A 19,304-nucleotide genomic window follows, 5' to 3' on the forward strand; every position below is an offset into this window, starting at 1 on the left:
TCATCGCAGCGACAGCAGGTAGCCGGCGATGTCGCGCGCGTCGCGCTCGGACAGGCCGAGTCGCGGCATCGTCGTGCCGGGCAGCAGGCCCGGCGGGTCCAGCAACCAGCGCTGGAGCACCTCCGGGGAATTGGGCAACTGGCCGGCGATGTAGGCGCGCCGGCCGAAGCGCTCCAGCGCCGGCGCCCGTTGACCGCCCCCCGGCACGCCCGGGACGGCGTGGCAGCTGCCGCACTGGAACTGCGACATCAGTTGCCGACCACGTTCCAGGTCGGCGGCGTCGACCTGCCACCGCCGCAGCGGCTCGTCCGGGGCGGGGCCGCAGCCGCTCAGCAGGAGGACCAGCGCGGCGGCCAGTCCCAGGACGGCCGCGGGCACGGTGGCTGAGCCGGAGGAGCGAGGGCGAACGGGAGGGCGGGGACGCGTCATGCGCGCTCCCCGGCACACGAAGTGCCTGCCCCGGCATCGAGCCCACCTGTCCGGCATCGCAGGTCCCGCATCGCAGGTCCCGCATCGCAGGTCCCGCATCGCAGGTCCGGCACCGCGCTTGCCTCGCTGCGGCCATGATCGATCCGCCGCGTCGCGTCCCCCCGGGCGTCCCTCCGGGCGTCTCCCCTGTGAAAGCCGTCCTGGCCGCCGGCGTCGCGGCCGGCGTGCTCGGGGCGGCGGGCGCGGCCGCCTTCGTCTGGTTCGGCGTCTACGACGTGTCGGCGACCGGGCCGCACCTGCAGCCGGTGCATTCCTTGCTGGAAATCGCGCTGCAGCGCGCGGTCCAGCACCGCGCGGACGCGCATCCGCCGCCGCGGGACCTGCTCACCCGGGAGCGCGTGATGCAGGGCGCCGCCTGCTTCCGCGACCGCTGCGTCGCCTGCCACGGCGCGCCGGGCGTGGCGCCGGAGGCGTTCGCGCTGGGCATGCAGCCGGTGCCGAGTTCCCTCGTGGAGGCCACCCGCCACTGGCGGCCGCAGGACCTCTACTGGATCACCCGCAACGGCATCAAGATGAGCGGCATGCCCGCCTGGGAGTACCGGCTGGAGGAGGGCGAGCTCTGGGCCGTCGTCGCCTTCCTCGACGCGTTGCCGCTGATGACGCCGGACCAGTACCGGGCGTTGACCGCGTTGCCGTCGGGAGGCGCCACGGCGGGCCCGGTGCCGAGCACATCGGCAAGATCGACGACATCACTGACGTCGCCGACATCGCCGACCTCGCAGCGACCGTCACCGGTGACGGCGGGACCGGCTGGAGCGCGGAACGCGATGCCGCGCTGCGACGGCGTCGTCGACGCCCCGGCGCCGCTGGTGCCGCCGCTGCCGAGCGTGGAGCTCGCCCAGCGCGCCTTCCGCCAGCATGGCTGCACCGCCTGCCACACGATCCCTGGCGTGGTCGGGCCGGACACCTCCAACGGTCCGCGCCTGAGCGGCCTCGCGGGACGCGACCGCATCGGCGGCAAGGCGTTCCCGACCGAGGACGGCCTGGCCGCCTGGATCCGCGATCCGCAGGCGATCGACGCGCACACCGCGATGCCGACGCTGGGCATCAGCGAGACGCAGGCGCGGCTGATGGCGCGCTACCTGCTCGCGCATTGACCGCCGGAGCGCTCCCGGAGCCGATGCAGGAAGCGAACGCCGATGCCGGATCGGACCCGCGATGAGCGACCGGGCGGGATAGACTCGACCGCATCAGCGCGCCCTCCGGGGCGCGTCCTCGTTGCGTCCCTGGCGCCCCTGCCATCCCTGGCGCTTCCCCCGCTGCCCCGTCTCTTCCGAAAGGCCTTCCCATGAAATCCCGTGCCGCCGTCGCATTCCAGGCTGGCCAGCCGCTGCAGATCGTCGAGATCGATGTCGAGCCGCCCCGCAAAGGCGAGGTGCTGGTGAAGATCACCCACACCGGCGTGTGCCACACGGACGCGTTCACGCTCAGCGGCGACGATCCGGAAGGCCTGTTCCCGGCGGTGCTGGGCCATGAGGGCGCGGGCATCGTCGTCGAGGTGGGCGAGGGCGTCACCAGCGTCAAGCCCGGCGACCACGTGATCCCGCTCTACACCGCCGAGTGCGGCGAGTGCCTGTTCTGCAAGTCCGGCAAGACCAACCTGTGCGTGGCCGTGCGCGCGACGCAGGGCAAGGGCGTGATGCCGGACGGCACGACGCGCTTCTCCTACCAGGGCCAGCCGATCTACCACTACATGGGCTGCTCGACCTTCAGCGAGTACACCGTGGTGGCCGAGGTGTCGCTCGCCAAGATCAGCCCGGACGCCAATCCCGAGCAGGTCTGCCTGCTGGGCTGCGGCGTGACCACCGGCCTGGGCGCGGTGAAGAACACCGCCAAGGTGCAGCCGGGCGACTCGGTGGCCGTGTTCGGCCTCGGCGGCATCGGGCTGGCGGTGATCCAGGGCGCCAAGCTGGCACAGGCCGGCCGCATCATCGCGATCGATACCAACCCGTCGAAGTTCGAGCTCGCCAAGGTCTTCGGCGCCACCGACTTCGTGAACCCGAAGGACCACGAGAAGCCGATCCAGCAGGTGATCGTCGAGATGACCGGCTGGGGCGTCGACCACTCGTTCGAATGCATCGGCAACGTCCACGTGATGCGCGCGGCGCTCGAGTGCGCGCATCGCGGCTGGGGCCAGTCGATCGTGATCGGCGTGGCGGGCGCGGGTCAGGAGATCTCGACGCGGCCGTTCCAGCTGGTCACGGGCCGCACCTGGAAGGGCAGCGCCTTCGGCGGCGTCAAGGGGCGCTCGCAACTGCCGGGCATGGTCGAGGAGGCGATGCGCGGCGACATCCAGCTCGCCCCGTTCGTGACCCACACGATGCCGCTCGCCGGCATCAACGAGGCCTTCGACCTCATGCACGAAGGCAAGTCGATCCGCTCGGTCGTGCACTACTGAAGCAGGCGGGCGACTTCCGGCCTGAGAGCGGTCAGCGAGACTCGCGCCAGCCCAGCACTCGCGCCGGCAGGAACAGGATGGCCTTGAGCAGCGCGAAGACCGCCTCGACGCTCAGTCCGATCAGGCGGAACGGCAGCGTCAGCAGCCAGGCGACGGGCCACAGCACCAGCGCCAGCAGGGCCAGCGGCCAGCACAGCACGAACAGGACCAACCAGAACAGCAGGCCGACGAAGCCCATGACGCACTCCTTGTTGACGCCGTGATCGATCGATACGGCTGGCCGACACCATAACGTCGACGGCCGCCCGCCGCCCTCGTCGCGCGACCAACCGTGATTTGGGCTTCACGGACTGCACGGGCGAAGGATCGCCCGGCCGGAGGGGACCCGCGGCCGCGAGACACCCGCGGCCGCGGATCTCCGGTCCGGTGAAGCCGGCACCCGCTGTGGGATAGTGGTGCCTTCTCCGCAGACCGCGCCTCGGCGCTCTCCTGATGCTTCGAGATTCCGCCCCACCTGTCGCCGGCGACATCCCCTCGAGCGGCCAGCACGGTCCGCGTCAAGGACTGGCCCCGCTGACGCTGGGGGCGTTGGGCATCGTGTTCGGCGACATCGGGACGAGTCCGCTGTACACGATGCGCGAAGTGCTGAACCCCGCCAACGGCGTGAGCCTGCAGCCGGCGGACATCATCGGCGCGGTATCGGCCATCCTCTGGGCGCTGATGATCGTCGTGACGCTCAAGTACGTCGTGCTGATCCTGCGCGCGGACAACCGGGGCGAGGGCGGCATCATGGCGCTCACCGCGCTGGCGGTCCGGGCCGCCGGGGACACGCCGGGCCGGCGCAGGATGCTGCTGCTGGTCGGTGTCTGCGGGGCGGCGCTCTTCTACGGCGACAGCGTCATCACGCCCGCGATCTCCGTCATGGGCGCCGTGGAAGGCCTGGAGATCATCACGCCGACCCTCAAGCCCTTTGTCCTGCCCCTCTCGGTGGCGGTGCTGACGGGTCTGTTCCTGATCCAGCGCCACGGCTCGGCGGCCGTCGGCGTGATGTTCGGCCCGGTCATGCTGTTGTGGTTCGGTGTGCTCGGCACGATCGGAGCCCTCCAGATCGCGCAGGCCCCGCAGATCCTCCAGGCGCTCGATCCCCGATTCGGCCTGGCCTTCCTCCAGGCGCGCGGGCCGGGGCTGTTCCTGGTCGTCGGCGCGCTCGTGCTGGCGCTGACGGGCGCGGAAGCGCTGTATGCGGACATGGGGCATTTCGGCCGCCGACCGATCCGGCTCGCCTGGTCGGCGCTCGTGCTGCCGACGCTCGCGCTGAACTACGCCGGACAGGGGGCCTTGCTGCTGCGGGAGCCGGGTGCGCTCGACAACCCGTTCTTCCGCCTCTTCCCGTCGGCCTGGCTCATCCCCTGCGTGCTCCTGGCCACGCTCGCGTCGGTGATCGCCTCGCAGGCGGTGATCTCGGGCGCGTTCTCGCTGACGAAGGAGGCGATCCAGCTGGGGCTGCTGCCCCGCATGCGGGTGATCTACACCTCCGAGCGGGCGATGGGCCAGGTCTATCTGCCGGCGATCAACTGGACGCTGCTGGTCGCCGTGCTGCTGGCCGTGCTGGGCTTCGAAAGTTCCTCGGCCCTGGCGTCGGCCTACGGCATCGCGGTGACGATCACCATGCTGATCACGACGCTGCTGACCTTCTTCGTCGTCCGCCACGCCTGGCGTTATCCGGCCCCGCTGGCATGGGCCGCCACGGCCGGGTTCCTGGCGGTCGACGCGTTGCTGGTGGTCGCCTGCTCGCTCAAGATCATGCAGGGGGGATGGTTCCCGCTGGCGCTGGGGCTGGTGCTGTTCGCCGTGATGGCGACGTGGCGCCGAGGCAAGGAACGGCTGCACGAGCAGGTCGCCGGGGAGGACCTGCCGCTGCTCCCGTTCCTGGAGTCCCTGTCGCATGACGTCGAAGGCCCTCGACCCGACCGGATCGCCGTCTATCCGGTCTCCAATCCCGAGGTCGTGCCGCCGGCGCTGCTGCACAACCTGAAGCACTACCAACTGCTGCATGCGCGCAACGTGATCGTCACCGTCCGTTTCGACGAGGTGCCGTTCGTGCCGGAGGACCAGCAACTGAGCGTCGAGTCACTGCGCCCCGGCTTCTGGCGCGTGGTGGTGCGCTACGGATTCAAGGATGAGCCCAATCTGCCGGCGGCGCTGGGGCGCTGCGCGCGGCACGATCTGCAGTTCGATCCCTTCCTGGCGTCGTACTTCCTGAGCCGGCAGGTCGTGGTACCCGGCGCCGGCAAGAAGACCTCCGGGATGGCGCGTTGGCGGCAGCAGCTGTTCATCACCATGGCGCGCAACTCCAGCAGCGCCGCGGACTACTTCCGGCTGCCGGACAACGGCGTCATCGAGTTGGGCTCGCGGGTCCAGCTGTAGCGTCCGGCTCCCGCGCGGCCCGGGTGCTTCTTCCGGCCTGCCTGACGGTTAGCGCCGGCGCGGCCCGCTCGCCGGGCTCGAAGACGATCTCCATCGGCGTGACCTTGGCGAAGAACGTCAGCGGGGATGTCGCGAAGAGCTCGAAGGCCTGTTGCCCGGTCGCCCGCGCGAACAGGCGGTTGCCGTCGGCGTGCACGGTGATCTTCATCGACGGCGACAGCAGATAGACGCCCGTCAACGGTGTCAGCTGCTCCGGCGACAGCGTCACCTCGGTCTGGCGCGTCAAGGACATGTCCGACGGCGGGATGGTCGGCTCCAGCAGATGCAGCGCCAGATCGACGACGCCCACGCCGGCGTTGGCCAGTACGGCGGAGGCATTGCCCTTCGACGGGTCCAGCCACAGCGAGGTGCTGAAGCCGAAGGTGGCGCCGTCGTGGTTGAACGCGATGCGACCCGGCAACGCGGCGCTGTTCCATGCGAGACCGATCCCTGCACCGGGGATGTCGCGGGCGCCGTGACGGCGCAGGCACAAGGCGAAGGCCTCTTTCAGCGGATGGTCGAACTGTCCCATCGCCGCCTGCGCGTAGCGCGCCAGGCCGCGCGTGCTGCCGAGCAGCGCGCCCGCGCCGGCCATCGCCGGACGGAAGGTCCAGTGGTCGACGGGCTTGCCGGACTTGTCATGTCCGTCGAGGAAACGCCGGCCTGCCGGAGGACTCAGGAAGATCTGGTCCGAAATCCCCAGCGGCACCAGCACGCGCTCGCGGAGCAGCGCCGGATAGTCGCGCTGCTGCAGGAAGCCCAGCGCCTGGCCGAGCAGGCCGAAGCCGAGGTTCGAATATTCGTAGGCCGTGTCGCGCGGCTTGTCGGCTTTCCACCCGGAGAGGAACGCGGCCATCTGCGGCCAGTCGTAGGTGGCGTAGGGATCGGTGAGCTCCGGGCGCACGGCCAGGTTCGAGGGCAGCCGCGGCAGCCCCGAACGCTGTGTCGCCAGATCCACCCAGCGCAGCGGCGCGCCTTGGCTGTCGCGCAGCTTGAGGCGATCGGGCAGGGCGGTCTCGACGGGATCGTCGAGCTTGATCAGCCCGCGGGTCACGGCATCCGCCAGCAGCAGCGCGGTGAAGGTCTTCGTGATCGAGCCGAGCTCGAACAGCGCTTGCTGATCGGGCACCGGACCGCGGGCGCTCGCGCTGCTGAAGGTGGTCGCCCCGTCACGGATGCGCAGGGCTGCGAGCGCGACGCCTTCGTACTTCAAGCGCTCGGCGAGCAGGGCGCCCTCCGGGCCGTCATGCTGAGGGGCGTCGCGGGACGGCGAAGCGGCGGCGCTCGAAGCGGCGTTGGAGGCAGGCTTGCTGGCGGGCGCGGCAGACTGCGCGACCGCGCGCCACGGCGCCGACAGACCGATGGTGGCCAATGCGGCCGAAGCCTGCAGGCCGGCGCGACGAGTGAACTTGGGCATGAGAGGGACTCCCGGGATGCCGGTGCCTTCAGCGTCACTGTCTTGTCGCCGAGGACCGAATGCCTGAGCAGTGTAAGGCGGGGTCAGGAGTTGCCTCCATCCCCCAAGAGGGCCGTCGTCGCCGCCGATTCACACCCCCATCCGGACGAATTTTTATCGCCGCCCTTTGATCCGCCGCAAGGTGATTCCAGATTGAGGCCGACTGATGGGGGAACACGGCCCGATTTCGATTTCGGACTCGATCAGCGGTGGCAGAGTTGTTCTCCATGGCGGGCAGGGGCCCGCTGTTGATCGAGGAACAGACGATGCAGATGAATCCCTATGAGAGCGGCGCCGCCGAGCGCGCCGCGAGGTCCGATCCGGAGCTGATCGCCCGCGTGCAGGCCATCGAGACGGTCCTGCCGACGCTGGCCACGCGTGCGCAGCTGGAGCAGCTTCGCGGAGAAATGAAAGAAGGTTTTGGTGCAGTGCGTACCGAAATGCAGACCATGCGCGCGGATCTGCAGGCCTGCATGGGCGAGATGCGCGTCGACATGCACCGGACCGCCAACAACACGATGAAGTGGTCGATTGGCGTCGCGGTCAGCGGCGTCGGTCTTGTGATCACTGCAATGACGCTCGTCATGCCGCTTGTCGTCAATCACGCGAGGTAAACGATGCAGATGAATCCCTATGAGAGCGGCGCCGCCGAGCGCGCCGCGACGTCCGATCCGGAGCTGATCGCCCGCGTGCAGGCCATTGAAACGGTCTTGCCGACGCTGGCCACGCGCGCTCAACTGGAGCAGCTCCGCGGAGAAATGAAGGAGGGTTTCGGCGAGTTGCGCGCCGAGATGAAGGAGGGTCTCGGCGAGTTGCGCGCCGAGATGAAGGAGGGCTTTGGCTCGATGCGAGCGGAGATGTACAAGGCCATTGGCGACCTACGTGTCGAGACGCAGGCGATGACAATCAATGCCGTGAAGTGGTCGATCGGACTGGCGGTCAGCCTGGCGATGCTGTGCGCCACGCTCGCCGGTGTCGTTGCGCCGTTCGTCTCAGCGCATCTGCACGGGTGAACATCGATATCTGGCTCGCCGTAGTCAAGAGGAGGTCGATCACCCCGACCTCCCCAACGCCTTGCCCAGATGCGCCACGAACTGCCTCACCCGCGCGGTGCCCTGGTACCGCTGCGGGTACACCGCATAGATGTCCGCATCCGGCGTCTCCCAGTCCGGCAAGACCTGGACCAGTCGCCCGCTCGCGAGGTAGCGCGCGATGTCCCATTCCGCGCGCATCAGGATCCCGTGTCCGTCGAGCGCCCAGTTCACCGCGATCTCGCCGTCGTTGGTCGTCAGCGCGCCGCGTGTCTTCACCGCCTCGGTGACCGTCTTGCGGCCGCGTTTCGAAGACAGCCGCCACAGGCCATACGCTTCCTCGCCCTGTCGGATGCCGATGCAGTCGTGCCGCACCAGTTCCGCCGGCGTCTTCGGCGTGCCGTGCGCGCTCAGGTAAGCCGGTGAGGCGCACAGCAGGCGACGGTTCGCCGCGATGCGCCGCGCGATGACCCGCGCGTCCGGCGGCGGGCCGAAGCGGATGCAGACGTCGAAGGCGTCCTCGTTCAGCGGCGGCGGGTTGACCGACAGCTGCAGCTGGACCTGCAGCTTCGGATGCTGCCGGACGAAGCTCGAGATCAGCGGCGCGATGTGCGTCCGTCCGAAACCGAGGGTCGCGTTCACGCGCAGCAGGCCGCTGGCCGTGCCGCCGCTCGCGCTCATCACCTCCTGCAGGTCGTCGATCGACGCGAGGATCCGCCGCGCGTGCTCCAGGTAGAGCTCGCCTTCCTGCGTCAGGCTCATCCGCCGCGTCGTCCGGCTCAGCAGCGCCGTGCCCAGCCGGCTCTCCATCTGTGTCAGGTGCTTGCTGACGGCCGCCGTCGTGATGCCGAGCTCGCGCGCCGCGGCGCTCAGGCTGCCGGCGCTGCACAGCGCGGAGAAGAAGCCCAGGTCGGCCGGCGCGATCGCCGCCGCACTGGAGCCGGTCTTCGTCACCGTCCTGGTCACCGACCTGGTCGCCGTCGTGATCGTTGCCTTCGCGGTTCCAGCGCCGGACGTGGTGTTTGAAGCCATGGAGAAGTCCTGCCGATTGTTGAATCCAGGTTGAAGACGGATTGACTTTAGCCGCGATCCGCAGGGCAGGGGGCTCCTAGAGTCGGGCCAGGCCTTACCTGAGATTCCCCGAGATCTCTCGACCTCACCTGGAGACAACACCCCATGAAGACTTATCGCATCGCCACCATCCCCGGCGACGGCATCGGCAAGGAAGTGATCCCCGCGGGCCGCGAGGTCCTGGAGGCCCTCGCCGCGACCACCGACCGCTTCCGCTTCGAGTTCGAGGACTTCGGCTGGGGCGGCGACTGGTACCGCGCGCACGGCGAGATGATGCCGGCCGACGGCCTCGACGCGCTGCGCGACAAGGACGCTCTCCTGTTTGGCTCCGCCGGCGATCCCGACATCCCCGACCACATCACGCTGTGGGGCCTGCGGCTGAAGATCTGCCAGGGCTTCGACCAGTACGCCAACGTGCGTCCGACCCGCGTGCTGCCCGGCATCGACGCGCCGCTCAAGCGCTGCGGACCGAAGGACCTCGACTGGGTCATCGTGCGCGAGAACTCGGAAGGCGAATACGCCGGCGTCGGCGGCCGCGTCCACCAGGGCCATCCGATCGAGGCGGCCACCGACGTGTCCATCATGACCCGCACCGGCGTCGAGCGGATCATGCGCTACGCGTTCAAGCTGGCGCAGTCGCGGCCCCGCAAGCTGCTGACGGTGATCACCAAGAGCAACGCCCAGCGTCACGCGATGGTGATGTGGGACGAGATCGCCGCGCAGGTCGCGAAGGACTTCCCCGACGTCACCTGGGGCAAGGAACTCGTCGACGCGGCGACCGCCCGCATGGTCAACAAGCCGGCGACGCTGGACACCATCGTCGCGACCAACCTGCACGCGGACATCCTCAGCGACCTGGCGGCCGCGCTCGCCGGCAGCCTGGGCATCGCGCCGACCGGCAACATCGATCCGGAGCGGCGCTATCCGTCGATGTTCGAGCCGATCCATGGCTCGGCCTTCGACATCATGGGCAAGGGCCTGGCGAATCCGGTCGGGACCTTCTGGTCCGCGGTGATGCTGCTGGAGCACCTCGGCGAGGACGATGCCGCCCGGCGCCTGATGCGCGCGATCGAGGCCGTGACGGCGAACCCGTCGCTGCACACCGGCGACCTCGGCGGCCAGGCGAAAACGACCGACGTCACCGCCGCCGTGATCGCCGCCCTGCGCCAGCCCAGCTGACCCTTCCACTCGAATGGCCGTCAGAGCCATCGCCCTGGAGACAAACCATGAGTCAAGTTCCGACCACCTTCCGCCGCCGGCTACTGATCGCCGCCTCGGCGATCGCCGCGACCACCGCAGCCCTCGGCTTCGCCTCTCCCGCCTTCGCCCAACCCTGGCCCGCCAAGCCGATCACGCTGATCGTCCCGTTCCCCGCTGGCGGCACCACCGACGTGCTGGCGCGCGCGCTGGCGGAGAAGCTCCAGCAGAGCCTGGGCCAGCCGGTGATCGTCGAGAGCCGGCCCGGCGCCGGCGCGACGCTGGGCGCGGACTACGTCGCCAAGGCCAGACCCGACGGCTACACGCTGCTGATCGGCGCGGTCCACCACACGATCGCGAGCAGCGTCTACAAGAAGCTGCCCTACGACTTCCAGAAGGACTTCGTTCCCATCACCAGCATCGCGCTGGTCCCCAACGTGCTGGTCGTCAACGCCAGCCAGACCTCGGCGAAGACGGTGCAGGAACTGGTCGCGCAGCTCAAGGCCAAGCCCGGCGAATGGACCTATGGCTCCAACGGCAACGGCACCGCGCAGCACCTGATCGGTACGCAGTTCCAGAACCTCACCGGCACGACGATGCTGCACGTGCCCTACAAGGGCAGCGGGCCGCTGGCCACGGACCTGCTCGGCGGGCAGATCCAGATGTCCTTCGACACCGTCACGCCGGTGCTGCCGCACATCAAGGCCGGCAAGCTGCGCGCGCTGGCGGTGACGACGGCCCGGCGCTCCAGCGCGCTGCCCGACGTGCCCACGCTCGACGAGGCCGGCCTGAAGGGTTTCGACATCGGCACCTGGTTCGGCGTGCTGGCCCCGGCGGCCACGCCCAAGGACATCGTCGCGAAGCTGAACACCGAAATGGTCAAGGTGCTGCAGGCGCCCGAGTTCCGCAAGCGCATGGAGGAGATTGGCGCCGAGACCACCGGCGGCACCAGCGAGCAACTGGCGTCGCAGATCCGCAATGAGACGGCCAAGTTCGCCAAGCTGGTGAAGGAGGCGAACGTGCAGATTGAATGAGTGCGCCGGCGGCGTCGCTTCGACGGCCGAACGTTTTCGGTTGGTAGTCGACTGACACCAACCTCCATCCTCCGTTCTGCCATGCTCGATTCCTCGGAAGCCGACGCGCTTTTCGCGCGACTCCTCGCTGCCCTGTCGCGGCGTACCGCCTCGCCGCTGGAGGCCCCGGACGGGTTGCTGGTGCTGCTGGACGGCACCGATACCGTCCAGCTCGTCGTCGAGCTGTCGATGGCCGGGGATCACGTGTTCCTCGTCGCGCGGATCCTGCCCATCCCTCAACAGGATGCCGGCGGGACGCTCGCACTTCGCCTGTTGCGCCTCAATGCCGATCGGCCTGCGCTCGGGGGCGCGGTGATCGCGGTCGACGGCCTGCGGCGTCAGTTCGTGCTGATCCAGCAACTCCCGCTCGATCTGGAACCGGAGGCGTTCGTCGATGGCGTCGAAGCCGTGCTCGACCTGGCCGCCGCGGTGCGGGCCGATGTCGCGGGCGATGTCAGGCCGCCTCGCGGCACCGCGGCGCTGTTCCTGCGGACCGGGAGAGCCGCATGAGAATCGATGCCAGACCTGTATCGCTGACGTTCGATCCCGTCGACCATCCACCGGCGGCGCCTGCCGCGCCGACAGCGCACCCACCGCTGTCGCGTCTGAGCGGCCTTCGCCAGGCGAAGGCGGAATCCGGGACGCGCGCCCGGCTCATGCGCAGCGATGCGTTCCGACGCGCCACGCCGCCGCCCCGGCACGTGGCCGCCGCGGCGACGCCGGACTTGGCGCGTGGCGGGCCGCTGTCATCGCTGCGCCCCCAGCCGCAGACGACGTCCGGGTTTTATGAGATACGCGCCATGCCCACCGATCTCCCGTCGCTGGAGCGGCTGAGCTGCAACGCGGCCCTGGCCCGATTCCCCTACGAGCGGGATGACGCGCAACTGCCGCCGGGGTGGTCGCCGTGCGAGGCATTGGCGGTGAAGCTCCGCACCGCGCTCGGCCTCCGGTCGTCCGGTGTCGAGCACGCCGACGGCACCCTCGTCGATCGCGGTACCGGACTGACCGCCGTCGTGCTGCAGCACCCGGAAACGCGCGAGGTGGTCCTGTCCTTCGGCGGCACGACGGCAGGCAAGAAGACCGGCGAGACGGTGCTCGAGCGATCCCGGCCGGGCCAGAACTTCAGCTCGACGATGGCGCAGTGGGGGGCCAATCTCAAGGCCGGAGCGGGTCATCTGCCCGAGAGCTATCGGCAGGCCGCCGATCTCCTGCTGGAGACGCAGAACCATCTGCAGCAGCCATCGGAGCTCAAGGGCTTTGCCGTCCGGGCGGTGGGGCATTCCAAGGGCGCCAACGAAGCGATCTTTGCGAGCCTGCGGGCGCACAACCCGGTGCCCGTCACGGCGTTCTGCCCGCCCCATCTGAGCGATGGCCTGGTCCATCGCCTGCCGCCCCGGAACCTGGCGCGTGCCACGGAACTGGTCGAGAGCTTCTCGCCGCGCGGGGACGTTGTCTCGGCGTTGCGCAGCCTGCTGCCGAACGTGCACGGCCTCGGTATCGGGCACCATTTCAACGGCATTCCGGGCAAGGGCATGACCCACGTGCACGACCGGTTCGACGAGCACGTGACGCACTACTGCGACGCAACGCGCACGTCCCGGAGTCACGGATGATCGTGCAATAACGTGTATTAACGTGCACAATCGCGTCTCGCTTCCAGGGACGCCATGTCGCTCGCCGATCTTCCCCACGCCCGTCGCCACGTCATCGCGGACCGGCTCTCCGCCGGCCATGCCGTGGTCGCGGCCGACCTGGCCGCCGAATTCAACCTGTCCGAGGACGCCATCCGGCGCGACCTCCGTGCGCTGGCCGCGGACGGCCTGTGCCGGCGCGTCTACGGCGGCGCCGTGCCGATCGCGGCCAACGACCGGCCGCTCGCCGCGCGGATGAAGGAGGCCCCGGTCCGCAAGTCCGCGCTGGCGCGGGCCGGCGCGGCCACGGTCCGGCCGGGCGAGCTGGTGTTCCTCGACACCGGCAGCACCAACCTCGCGCTGGTCGATGTCCTGCCGGAGGACGCGGACCTCACCGTCGCCACCAACGCGGTCGACGTCGCCGCCGCCGTGCTGCGACGCCAGGACCTGCGTCTGCTGATGATCGGCGGCGAGGTCGACCCGCACCTGGGCGGCTGCGTCGACGCGGCCGCGGTGGACAGCCTCTCGCGGCTGCGCATCGACCGCGGTTTCGTCGGTGTCTGCGCGCTGTCGATGAGCGACGGCATCCTCACGACCCATTTCCGCGAGGCCGCCTTCAAGCGCACCCTGATCGAGCGCAGCCGCCATGTCGTGGGACTCGTCACCAGCGACAAGCTGCAGGCGACGGCCGCCCATCGCGTCGCCGCGCTGGAGGCGCTGCACACCATCGTCATCGAGCGCGACGTCGGCGCGAGCGTCATGAAGGCGCTGCGCAAGAGCGGGGCCGAGGTCCTCCCGGTGGACCCGGCGGGATGAGCGCCTTGGACGACGGCTGGTCCTTCCTGGAGCCCGCCACGGATCGGCCCGAGGCGCGCCTGGCCGTGCGCCTGGCCTTCATCGTGGCCGGCGGCGGGATCACCTGCGTCGCGGCGCTGATGCCGAGCCTGGCGCATCGGATCGGACTCGATCTGTGGGATCTGGCCATGGCCGCGCTCGCGCTGCTGGCGGGTGCGTGGATCGGCACCCGGACCGTCACCCGGACCGTCACCCGGACGCGTGCCGGCAGGGGCGGCCGGACGCCGGATCAACGGCCGCCATGGCTGGGCGCGCGCCGCCTGGTGCTGATCGGCGGCCTGGGCTCCTCATCGATGTTGCCCGTGCTCGCGCTGGCGGGATCACCGGGGCTGCTGGCCGCGGCCCTGTTCGCCTTCGGCCTGTGCGCCGGCGTGCTGGAGGTCGCCATGCATGCCACGGCCGACGAGGTCGCGCGCTCGACCCGGCAGCGGCGGCGACCCGGACTCCGGACGATCTACGGCGTCGCGGGCGCGGGTGGCGCGCTCGTGACGACGCTGCTGCTGGCCGTCGGCTTCGAGCCGCCGCTGGCGGCCGCGCTGGTCGCCGCGCCGATGGCGATCGCCACCGTGGTGGCCTGGCCCTATGTGCTGGAGGCGCCGACGCGGCGGCGCTGACCACGGGATTCGAGGGCATGGCGGCGGTGTTTAGCGGGGCGCCCTAAACACTTGGGAAACTCGCGGGACTTTGTTGACCCCTGAAAAGGGCACTTCAAGAATCGTCCCCACCCATGAGCAGCACCACCATCCGCGATATCGCCAAGGCGTCCGGCCTGTCCATCGGCACCGTGTCGCGCGGCTTGCGCAACCAGTCCGGGCTGTCGGAAGAGACGCGCCAGGTCGTCCGCGACACCGCCGTGCGCCTGGGCTACGACTTCGCGCAACTGCGCAAGAACAGGATCCGGCGCATCGGCTTCCTGCTGCACAGCCAGCACAACACGCTGGCGTCGAGCCCGTTCTTCTCCGCCGTGCTGCACGGCGCCGAGCAGGTCTGCCGGCGCGAGGGCCTCTCGCTGTCCTTCATCGTCGCCGGCCCCGGCCAGCCCGTCCTGGAACAGACGCGCGGCCATCAGCTCGACGCCTTCCTGTGCGTCGGCTACTTCGAGCCCGAGGTCCTCGACACCCTCAAGCGCAGCGGCAAGCCGACGGTGCTCGTGGACATGCACCGGCGCGGGATGACCTCGGTCAACCCGGACCACCAGCACGGCAGCTTCCTCGCGACCAGCCACCTGCTGCGCAGCGGACGGCGGACGATCGCGCTGATCTCGGGATCGCCGGCGCATTACAGCCTGGAGCAGCGCGCCCGCGGCTACCGGCGCGCGCTGTTCGAGGCGCAGGTGCAGGCCGACCCGGACCTGGAGGTCATCGCGCCGCAGCTCGGCGACGGCGAGGCCGGCGTGATCGAGGCGATGCGCGTGCTGCTCGACCGCCGCAAGCGGCCCGACGCGGTCGTCTGCTTCAACGACAGCGCGGCGCTGATCGCCATGCGGCAGTGCCTCAACCTGGGCCTGCGCATCCCCGAGGACATTGCCGTGGTCGGCTTCGACGACATCGGCGGGGCCTCCGTCGCCCATCCGCCGCTCAGCACGGTGCGTGTCGACAAGGAGTCGCTCGGCGCCAAGGGCGTGGAGCTGCTGCTGGGCACGCCGGCGGACGAGCCCCTTGAACTGACCCTGCCCGTGGCGCTGGTCGTGCGCGACAGCACCAGCAGCAACGACTGACCCCCATCACCCTCCGCATGACCGACACGACCTCTCCCGCGACCAGCGACCTGCCCGATTTCCGATCCCGCGACGTGCTGCTGTCCCACGCGCGGCACACGATGGACTTCTACCACCCGCGCGGCATCGACCCGAGCGGCGGCTTCTTCCACTTCTTCAAGGACGACGGCACCGTCTACGACGCGCATCAGCGGCACCTGGTGAGCAGCACGCGCTTCGTGTTCACGTACGCGATGGCCTACCGGCGCTTCGGCGATGCGGCTTACCTGGACGGCGTGCGCCATGGCGTGCGTTTCCTGCGCGAGGCGCATTTCGACGACGCGCTGCGCGGCTACGCCTGGCGGCTCGACTGGCGCGACGGCCAGGCCCGGGTGCTGGATGCGACGCGCCACGCCTACGGACTGGCCTTCGTGCTGCTGGCCTACGCGCATGCGGCCATGGCCGGGGTGGACGAGGCCCGGCCGTGGATCGCCGAGACCTTCGCGCTGATGGAGGATCGCTTCTGGGACGAGGCCGCCGGCCTCTACGCCGACGAGGCGAGTCCGCAGTGGCACGTGCTGTCGCCGTACCGCGGCCAGAACGCCAACATGCATGCCTGCGAGGCGCTGCTGGCCGCCTTCGACGCGACGGGCGAACGACGCTACCTCGCGCGCGCCGCGCTGCTGGCGCAGCACATCACGCGCCGCCAGGCCGAGCGCTGCGGCGGTCTGGTCTGGGAACACTACGACGCGCACTGGCAGCCGGACTGGCTCTACAACCGCGACGACCCGGCCAATCTCTTCCGCCCGTGGGGCTACCAGCCGGGCCACTTCACCGAGTGGACCAAGCTGCTGCTGCAGCTCGAGGCGCGCGGCGAGTTCATCGACCAGGACCTGGGCTGGGTGCTGCCGACGGCGACGAAGCTGTTCCTGGTGGCGGTGCGGCGCGGCTGGGACGCCGAGCACGGCGGGCTGTGCTACTCGCTGGCGCCGGACCTGAGCATCTGCGACCCGGACAAGTACTTCTGGGTGCAGGCCGAGAGCGCCGCCGCCGCGGCCCGCCTGGCCGCGCGCACCGGCGACAACGTCTACTGGGACTGGTACCGGCGCCTGTGGGCCTACAGCTGGACGCACTTCGTCGACCATGCGCACGGCGCGTGGTACCGCCTCCTCGACGGCGAGAACCGGAAGTACAGCGACGAGAAGAGCCCGGCGGGCAAGGTCGATTACCACACGATGGGCGCGTGCTACGACATCGTCGACGTGTTGGACGGCGTCGGTACGCGGGGTGTGGATCAGGGAGCGCGCCATGCATGACGCGGCGTCCCGATCAGGCCCGGGCCCGATGTCCGACCCAATGCCCGGCGCGATGTCCGACGCTCCCGAGCTCCTGTGCCTCGGCGAGGCGTTGACCGACATGCTGCAGCAGGCGCCCGATCAATGGATCAGCCGCGTCGGCGGCTCGACCTGGAACGTGGCGCGCGCGCTGGCGTCGCTGGGCGCGCGCACGGCCTTCGCCGGCGCGGTGAGCCGCGACCTGTTCGGCGATGAACTGGTGCGGGCCAGCGCGGCCGTCGGCCTGGACACACGGCTGATGCAGCAGGTCGACCGCGCGCCGCTGCTGGCGATCGTCGAGCAGGGCGAGCCGCCGCGCTACTTCTTCGTCGGCGGCGACAGTGCCGACCTGCATTTCGATCTCGACGCGCTGCCGGCGGGCTGGGACGGCGCGGCGCGCCGTGCGCACTTCGGCGGCATCAGCCTGGCGCGGGAGCCGCTGGCCTCGCGGCTCGTCGCGCTGGCCGAGCGCCTGAAGGGGCAGGGCGTGTCCATCAGCTACGACCCCAACTTCCGCAATCTGATGGCGCACGGCTACGAGCCGACGCTGCGCCGCATGTGCGCGCTGGCCGATGTGATCAAGGTGTCCGACGACGACCTGCGCGGCCTGTTCCCGGGCCTTGAGCTTGACGAGGCAATGACGCGACTGCGCGCCTTCAATCCGGACGCGCTCTACCTGCTGACGCGCGGCGGCGGCGTGGCTTACCTGTCGCGCGGCGATGCGGCCTGCATGGCACGAGCGCCCGCGGTCACCGTGGCCGACACCGTCGGCGCGGGCGACGCCGCGGTCGCGGGGCTCCTGCACAGCCTGCACCGACATCCCGAGCGCGCCCTGCGCGCGCATCTGCATGCGGCGCTCGCGGCGGGGTCCGCCGCCTGCCTGCAGCGCGGCGCCACGCCGCCGCAAGCGGGCACCGTCCAGCGCCTGTTCGAGCAACTGCAAGCGGAAGGGGTGACCTGACCTTCCGTTCCCTCCGATCAACTCCGCCGATCGACCCATCGATCGGCCCCATCGATCAACGACAACCACTCCGTTCCCGGAGACAAGAGGAGACAACGATGAAGACGTCGATGAAGAAGACAGCGACGACCACCACGACCACGACGACGAGCGCGCCGTGGACGCGCCGCGCCCTGCTGGCCACGGCCGCGATGGCGACGATGGCGGTCGCGGCCGGACCGGCGCGCGCCGGCGATCTCGAAGTCCTGCACTGGTGGACCAGCGGCGGCGAGGCCAAGGCCATCTCCGGCCTGAAGGACCAGCTGCAGGCCAAGGGCCACAAGTGGAAGGACTTCGCCGTGGCCGGCGGCGCCGGCGACGCGGCGATGACGGTGCTGAAGTCCCGCGCCATCTCGGGCAACGCCCCCACGGCCGCGCAGATCAAGGGACCGCTGCTGCAGGACTGGGCCGCGGAGGGCATGCTCGCCAACATCGACGACGTCGCCAAGGCCGAACACTGGGACGACCTGCTGCTGCCGGTGATCAGCAACATCGTCAAGTACAAGGGCCACTACATCGCGGTGCCGGTCAACGTGCACCGGGTCAACTGGCTCTGGATCAACCCCGAGGTGATGCGCAAGGCCGGCGTCAAGCCGCCGACGACCTGGGACGAGTTCTTTGTCGCCGCCGACGCGCTGAAGAAGGCCGGCGTCACGCCGCTGGCGCACGGCGGCCAGTCGTGGCAGGACTTCACCACCTTCGAGACCGTGGTGCTGGGCACCGGCGGACCGGAGTTCTACCGCAAGGCGCTGATCCAGCTCGACCCCGCGAGCCTGAAGAGCCCGACGATGGAGAAATCGCTGACGACCTTCCGCCGGCTGAAAGCCTATACCGACCGCAACGCACCGGGCCGCGACTGGAACCTCGCCACCGCGATGGTCATGAAGGGCGAGGCCGCCATGCAGATCATGGGCGACTGGGCCAAGGGCGAATTCCTGGCGGCCGGCAAGACCGCGGGCAAGGACTTCCTGTGCGTGCCCGCGCCCGGCACGGCCAAGTCCTATACCTTCAACGTCGACTCGTTCGCGATGTTCAAGGTCAAGGGCGACGCCAACCAGCAGGCACAGCGCGACATGGCCTCGGCCATCCTGTCGCCGGCGGTGCAGGAATCCTTCAACCTCGAGAAGGGCTCGATCCCGGTGCGCAAGGGCGTGAGCCTCGCCAAGTACGACGATTGCGCCAAGGCGTCCGCCGCGGACTTCGCCGAAGCGGGCAAGGCCAATACGCTGCTGCCCTCCATCGCCCATGGCATGGCAGTCCGGCCAGCGGCGGAAGGCGCCATCAAGGACGTGGTCAGCCAGTTCTGGAACAGCGAGTCCGTCACGACGGCGCAGGCGATGGATCGGTTGGTGTCGGCGGCGAAGACGCGGTGAGGCGGGGGGAGGGAGAGCCCGCGACTCCGGAGGGGCGAGCGCGGGCACTCCACGGGGCATGGGGCACCCCTCCAGGGACCCCAAGCCCCATTCCGGCCCCACCGGCGTTCGCTGACTTCGGGCCTGGGGAGTGCGGGGTTCTTGCGTGAGGGCTTCGGGGGCGAGGCGTTCGCTTCGCTTTCGAGGCGGCCTCCTGGGGATGGTGGTCGAGACTTGGTCCTCCATCCTGCGGAG

Annotated in this window: 19 protein-coding genes; 15 read left to right on the top strand and 4 right to left on the bottom strand. The window is 70.0% G+C overall.

All coding sequences use genetic code 11. From position 1 onward, the window contains the following. On the bottom strand, window positions 1–378 hold the full coding sequence (locus AC1VNM_RS06835) for a c-type cytochrome (RefSeq protein WP_377155175.1): 378 nt from the start codon (window positions 376–378) through the stop codon (window positions 1–3). A gap of 239 nt (window positions 379–617) precedes the next feature. On the opposite strand from AC1VNM_RS06835, the gene AC1VNM_RS06840 reads away from it, so the two are divergent. Together AC1VNM_RS06840 and AC1VNM_RS06845 are read left to right on the top strand one after the other, a co-directional pair. After that, a complete protein-coding gene (locus AC1VNM_RS06840) occupies window positions 618–1,586 on the top strand; it encodes a c-type cytochrome (RefSeq protein WP_483106324.1) in 969 nt (322 codons plus the stop codon). A gap of 191 nt (window positions 1,587–1,777) precedes the next feature. Beyond that, window positions 1,778–2,887 carry an S-(hydroxymethyl)glutathione dehydrogenase/class III alcohol dehydrogenase gene (locus tag AC1VNM_RS06845; protein WP_483106325.1) on the top strand — a complete coding sequence of 370 codons (1,110 nt, stop codon included), beginning with the start codon at window positions 1,778–1,780 and terminating at the stop codon, window positions 2,885–2,887. Between the two features lie 31 nt (window positions 2,888–2,918). Here AC1VNM_RS06845 and AC1VNM_RS06850 read toward each other — a convergent pair whose 3' ends face one another. Continuing rightward, window positions 2,919–3,125, bottom strand: coding sequence for a hypothetical protein (locus tag AC1VNM_RS06850; protein ID WP_377155172.1), 207 nt, complete (start codon window positions 3,123–3,125; stop codon window positions 2,919–2,921). A gap of 254 nt (window positions 3,126–3,379) precedes the next feature. Between AC1VNM_RS06850 and AC1VNM_RS06855 the strand changes: the two genes are divergently transcribed. Continuing rightward, entirely contained in the window at window positions 3,380–5,314 is a 1,935-nt protein-coding gene (locus tag AC1VNM_RS06855; protein ID WP_483106326.1) for a potassium transporter Kup, read from the top strand. Here AC1VNM_RS06855 and AC1VNM_RS06860 read toward each other — a convergent pair. Beyond that, window positions 5,283–6,770 carry a serine hydrolase gene (locus AC1VNM_RS06860; RefSeq protein ID WP_483106327.1) on the bottom strand — a complete coding sequence of 496 codons (1,488 nt, stop codon included), beginning with the start codon at window positions 6,768–6,770 and terminating at the stop codon, window positions 5,283–5,285. The two genes, AC1VNM_RS06855 and AC1VNM_RS06860, sit on opposite strands and share 32 nt — an antisense overlap. A 248-nt stretch (window positions 6,771–7,018) precedes the next feature. Here AC1VNM_RS06860 and AC1VNM_RS06865 point away from each other — a divergent pair, with 248 nt between their 5' ends. Both AC1VNM_RS06865 and AC1VNM_RS06870 read left to right on the top strand, forming a co-directional pair. After that, window positions 7,019–7,423, top strand: coding sequence for a hypothetical protein (locus AC1VNM_RS06865; RefSeq protein ID WP_483106328.1), 405 nt, complete (start codon window positions 7,019–7,021; stop codon window positions 7,421–7,423). A 3-nt stretch (window positions 7,424–7,426) separates the two neighbouring features. Then, window positions 7,427–7,822 carry a hypothetical protein gene (locus tag AC1VNM_RS06870; RefSeq protein WP_483106329.1) on the top strand — a complete coding sequence of 132 codons (396 nt, stop codon included), beginning with the start codon at window positions 7,427–7,429 and terminating at the stop codon, window positions 7,820–7,822. A gap of 39 nt (window positions 7,823–7,861) precedes the next feature. Here the strand turns inward: AC1VNM_RS06870 and AC1VNM_RS06875 are convergent, their stop codons facing one another. Beyond that, entirely contained in the window at window positions 7,862–8,872 is a 1,011-nt protein-coding gene (locus AC1VNM_RS06875) for a LysR substrate-binding domain-containing protein (RefSeq protein ID WP_483106330.1), read from the bottom strand. A 144-nt stretch (window positions 8,873–9,016) separates the two neighbouring features. Between AC1VNM_RS06875 and AC1VNM_RS06880 the strand changes: the two genes are divergently transcribed. The 10 genes from AC1VNM_RS06880 (at window position 9,017) to AC1VNM_RS06925 (ending at window position 19,070) form a co-directional block, all read left to right on the top strand. Then, complete coding sequence (locus AC1VNM_RS06880) at window positions 9,017–10,090, top strand: tartrate dehydrogenase (protein ID WP_483106331.1); 1,074 nt, start codon at window positions 9,017–9,019, stop codon at window positions 10,088–10,090. A gap of 47 nt (window positions 10,091–10,137) precedes the next feature. After that, window positions 10,138–11,142, top strand: coding sequence for a Bug family tripartite tricarboxylate transporter substrate binding protein (locus AC1VNM_RS06885; RefSeq protein WP_483106332.1), 1,005 nt, complete (start codon window positions 10,138–10,140; stop codon window positions 11,140–11,142). 81 nt (window positions 11,143–11,223) lie between these two features. Continuing rightward, window positions 11,224–11,691: a type III secretion system chaperone gene (locus tag AC1VNM_RS06890; protein WP_377155166.1), complete on the top strand. Its 468-nt coding sequence runs from the start codon at window positions 11,224–11,226 to the stop codon at window positions 11,689–11,691. Then, window positions 11,688–12,794, top strand: a complete 1,107-nt coding sequence (locus AC1VNM_RS06895; RefSeq protein WP_483106333.1) for a hypothetical protein — start codon at window positions 11,688–11,690, stop codon at window positions 12,792–12,794. Before AC1VNM_RS06890 ends, AC1VNM_RS06895 begins: the two co-directional genes overlap by 4 nt. 54 nt (window positions 12,795–12,848) lie before the next feature. After that, the gene (locus tag AC1VNM_RS06900; protein WP_483106334.1) at window positions 12,849–13,628 is read left to right on the top strand and encodes a DeoR/GlpR family DNA-binding transcription regulator; all 780 of its coding nucleotides are present in this window, start codon (window positions 12,849–12,851) and stop codon (window positions 13,626–13,628) included. Then, complete coding sequence (locus tag AC1VNM_RS06905) at window positions 13,625–14,281, top strand: hypothetical protein (protein WP_483106335.1); 657 nt, start codon at window positions 13,625–13,627, stop codon at window positions 14,279–14,281. Before AC1VNM_RS06900 ends, AC1VNM_RS06905 begins: the two co-directional genes overlap by 4 nt. A 113-nt stretch (window positions 14,282–14,394) precedes the next feature. Then, window positions 14,395–15,384 (top strand): LacI family DNA-binding transcriptional regulator, encoded by a 990-nt coding sequence (locus tag AC1VNM_RS06910; protein ID WP_483106336.1) that lies wholly within the window; start codon window positions 14,395–14,397, stop codon window positions 15,382–15,384. 17 nt (window positions 15,385–15,401) lie between these two features. Continuing rightward, complete coding sequence (locus tag AC1VNM_RS06915; RefSeq protein WP_483106337.1) at window positions 15,402–16,679, top strand: AGE family epimerase/isomerase; 1,278 nt, start codon at window positions 15,402–15,404, stop codon at window positions 16,677–16,679. A 28-nt stretch (window positions 16,680–16,707) separates the two neighbouring features. Next, the gene (locus AC1VNM_RS06920) at window positions 16,708–17,658 is read left to right on the top strand and encodes a carbohydrate kinase family protein (RefSeq protein WP_483106338.1); all 951 of its coding nucleotides are present in this window, start codon (window positions 16,708–16,710) and stop codon (window positions 17,656–17,658) included. Between the two features lie 191 nt (window positions 17,659–17,849). Next, on the top strand, window positions 17,850–19,070 hold the full coding sequence (locus AC1VNM_RS06925; RefSeq protein ID WP_483109252.1) for an ABC transporter substrate-binding protein: 1,221 nt from the start codon (window positions 17,850–17,852) through the stop codon (window positions 19,068–19,070). Window positions 19,071–19,304 lie beyond the last annotated feature (234 nt).

The organism is Mitsuaria sp. MSU3D, from assembly GCF_056867975.1.

Coding starts and splice junctions, on each gene's coding strand:
- AC1VNM_RS06875 (WP_483106330.1), bottom strand. CDS start 8,872: ATGGCTTCAAACACCACGTCCGGCGCTGGAACCGCGAAGGCAACGATC.
- AC1VNM_RS06860 (WP_483106327.1), bottom strand. CDS start 6,770: ATGCCCAAGTTCACTCGTCGCGCCGGCCTGCAGGCTTCGGCCGCATTG.
- AC1VNM_RS06895 (WP_483106333.1), top strand. CDS start 11,688: ATGAGAATCGATGCCAGACCTGTATCGCTGACGTTCGATCCCGTCGAC.
- AC1VNM_RS06925 (WP_483109252.1), top strand. CDS start 17,850: ATGGCGACGATGGCGGTCGCGGCCGGACCGGCGCGCGCCGGCGATCTC.
- AC1VNM_RS06845 (WP_483106325.1), top strand. CDS start 1,778: ATGAAATCCCGTGCCGCCGTCGCATTCCAGGCTGGCCAGCCGCTGCAG.
- AC1VNM_RS06910 (WP_483106336.1), top strand. CDS start 14,395: ATGAGCAGCACCACCATCCGCGATATCGCCAAGGCGTCCGGCCTGTCC.
- AC1VNM_RS06880 (WP_483106331.1), top strand. CDS start 9,017: ATGAAGACTTATCGCATCGCCACCATCCCCGGCGACGGCATCGGCAAG.
- AC1VNM_RS06920 (WP_483106338.1), top strand. CDS start 16,708: ATGTCCGACCCAATGCCCGGCGCGATGTCCGACGCTCCCGAGCTCCTG.
- AC1VNM_RS06890 (WP_377155166.1), top strand. CDS start 11,224: ATGCTCGATTCCTCGGAAGCCGACGCGCTTTTCGCGCGACTCCTCGCT.
- AC1VNM_RS06915 (WP_483106337.1), top strand. CDS start 15,402: ATGACCGACACGACCTCTCCCGCGACCAGCGACCTGCCCGATTTCCGA.
- AC1VNM_RS06850 (WP_377155172.1), bottom strand. CDS start 3,125: ATGGGCTTCGTCGGCCTGCTGTTCTGGTTGGTCCTGTTCGTGCTGTGC.
- AC1VNM_RS06870 (WP_483106329.1), top strand. CDS start 7,427: ATGCAGATGAATCCCTATGAGAGCGGCGCCGCCGAGCGCGCCGCGACG.
- AC1VNM_RS06855 (WP_483106326.1), top strand. CDS start 3,380: ATGCTTCGAGATTCCGCCCCACCTGTCGCCGGCGACATCCCCTCGAGC.
- AC1VNM_RS06905 (WP_483106335.1), top strand. CDS start 13,625: ATGAGCGCCTTGGACGACGGCTGGTCCTTCCTGGAGCCCGCCACGGAT.
- AC1VNM_RS06885 (WP_483106332.1), top strand. CDS start 10,138: ATGAGTCAAGTTCCGACCACCTTCCGCCGCCGGCTACTGATCGCCGCC.
- AC1VNM_RS06900 (WP_483106334.1), top strand. CDS start 12,849: ATGTCGCTCGCCGATCTTCCCCACGCCCGTCGCCACGTCATCGCGGAC.